The 2,416-nt window shown below is 70.0% G+C and carries 1 pseudogene; it reads right to left on the bottom strand.

The features are described from left to right. Positions 1-2,416, bottom strand: a pseudogene (locus tag AB0K43_RS31325) (sugar-binding protein); the annotation flags it as partial.

Genomic DNA, 2,416 nt, shown 5'->3' with positions numbered 1-2,416 from the left:
CGATGCCGTACTGGTCGGTGCGGCTGGAGGCGAGGCGCTGGGTGCCCCACTCGTAGCCGTTGGTGACGTAGACGTCCTTGCCCGCGGTGCCGTTGCTCAGGGTGGACTGCAGCGGCTTCCCGGTCAGGGTGAACGTCTGGCCGGTCAGGTAGCTGCTGAGGCCGGACGCGCCGGTCAGCCGGTGCCGGGCGTCGTAGCCGAAGGTGAGCGACTCGGCGGCGAGATTGCCCGCGGCCGGGTAACTGACGCTCTGCGGCAGGTTGTCGAGGCGGTAGACGGTACCGCTGACGTAGTTCCCGGCCAGCGCCTCCTGCCCGGGGACCGAGGGAACGGCCAGCGTCGTGCGGGTCGGGCGGGACAGGACGTCGAAGAGCGAGTAGGTGGTCTTGTACTGGTAGGTGGTCCCGTTGACGGTGTTGTAACGGGTCGAGGTGGAGAGGGAGTTGAGGTTGCCGGCCGGATCCCAGGTCTGGGAGGTCAGCAGCGGTCCGGTGGCCGAGCCGTCCCGGGTCTCGATGACCCGCGAGAGGTTGTCGAAGACCGTCGCGACCGTCTTGTTGCGGCCGTCGGTGGTGCTGATCAGCTCACCGCGGTCGTTGTAGGACTTGGTGGTGGTGCCGGCGTCCGGGTCCACCGTCTTGCGCAGCCGGCCCAGCTGGTCGTACTGCCAGGTCCAGACGGTGCCGGCCGGGTCGGTCAGCCTCGTCATGTGGCCGGCCGGGTCGTAGCCGTAGGTGGTGCTGTCGTAGGCGCCGGTCGGCAGTGCGGACTTGTACTGCCGGAGCTCGACGGTCTTGCCGGCGGCGTCCGCGATGGTGGTGGTGGGGGTGCCGCCGGTGGGCGGGGTGACAGTGACCCGGTCGCCGTTGTACTCGGTGAGGGTGGTGGCGAGCGGGGTGCCGACGCCGTTGCCCGCGAGCACGGTGGACTTCACGGTGCGTCCGAGACCGTCGAAGGCGGTGGCGGTCTGGGTCTCCACACCGGTGGCGTCCTCGACCTTGAAGAGCGTGGTCGAGGGCGCGCCGGTGGCGTAGTAGGAGGCGTAGGAGAGGGCGGCCTGACCGCGCTCGTCGTAGAAGGTGTCGGTCAGCAGCCGGCCGCCGTTGTCACCGGGCGACTGGGTCTGCCGGGCCCGGCCGTGGCCGTCGTACAGGGTGTAGGAGGTGTCCTGCGAGCCGTCGGCGTTCAGCGTCAGGGTGGCGACCGAAGCGATCTTCCCCTCGGCGACCTCGTACGTGAACTGGTGGTTGGGGCTCTGCCCGTTGGCCTTGGAGCGGTTCGGCAGCCAGACCTTCAGGGTGCGGCCGAGCGCGTCGTAGACCTGGTCGGTCTTGCGGTTGTTGGGGTCGATGGTGTCGACCGTCAGCCCGCGCAGCAGGTCGTAGTCGGTGATCGTGGTGCGCGTGGTGCTGGCGTCACCGGCCTTGGCCGGCGGCGAGACGGCCGTGGACCTGGTCGGGCGGCCGGTGGCCGGGGTGTACGTAGCGGTGCTGACCCGGGCTGCGGTCCCCGGCGTGGTGACCGGGCCGGTGGCGCCGGTGGTGTCGAAGACCGTGCTGGAGGCCAGCTCGGTGGTGGTCAGTGCCCGCCCGTACACGTCGAAGGTCTTCGCCGCGTCGAGGTAGGTGGCGCTGGTGCCGGTCTGCGACTTGAGCGTCTCGGTGAGGGTGACGTCGCCCTTGGTGGGGGCCGCGCCGTAGGCCTGGCCGTCGAACCGGGCCCGGACGTCGGAAAAGACGGCCGAGCTGCCGTCCGGCTGGGTGTCGCGGTTGACGTTGGCGGCGCAGTTGGCCGAGACGGTCTCGGCCCGGATGGCGCCGTTGAGGATCCAGGCACCGGTGTTGTCGGCGAACGTGGTGCGGGTGCACTTGTCGTCGGTGGCAACGGTGACGTCGCCGAGGTCCTCGGCCTGGGCGGCCCGCCCGTAGCCGTCCGGGGTGGTGTTGGTGCGGGTCTCGCGCCAGCTGCTACCTGCCCCGTTGTCGAGGGAGATGAAGGTGCGGGTGGCCTTGGTGCTGGTGAGGTTGGCGGTGGTGGTGCCCCAGTCGCGGACGCGGGTGGCGGTGGTCTTCTTCCAGGGCGTGTTGACGGTCTTGGAGAGGATCTTGCCGCCGGGCTTGTCGTCCTGCTCGGTGCGGTACTCGTAGCCGGCCCAGGCGTCGTCGTCGGCCAGGGTGGTGCCCTGACCGTCGTCCACGGTGACGGTGCGCTTCCTGGTCTTGTCGGCGGGGTCGTTGCGGTCACCGTCCATGCCGCGCAGGTAGTAGTGGTCCGCCTGGGTGGACATCGCGGAGACACCGCCGGTCTCCACCCGGGTGTGCGCGTAGCCGCGCCATTGGGACCAGGTCTTGAGCTTCTCCTTGGTGATGCCGTCCTCGTCGTCGAAGTGCCAGGCGGCGTCGCCGAGGTAGGTGTA

Source organism: Kitasatospora sp. NPDC049258, from assembly GCF_040678895.1.
In the GTDB taxonomy this organism is placed as follows: domain Bacteria; phylum Actinomycetota; class Actinomycetes; order Streptomycetales; family Streptomycetaceae; genus Kitasatospora.
The sequence above is the reverse complement of the archived record's forward strand: the minus strand, read 5'-3'. Positions and strand labels throughout refer to the sequence as shown.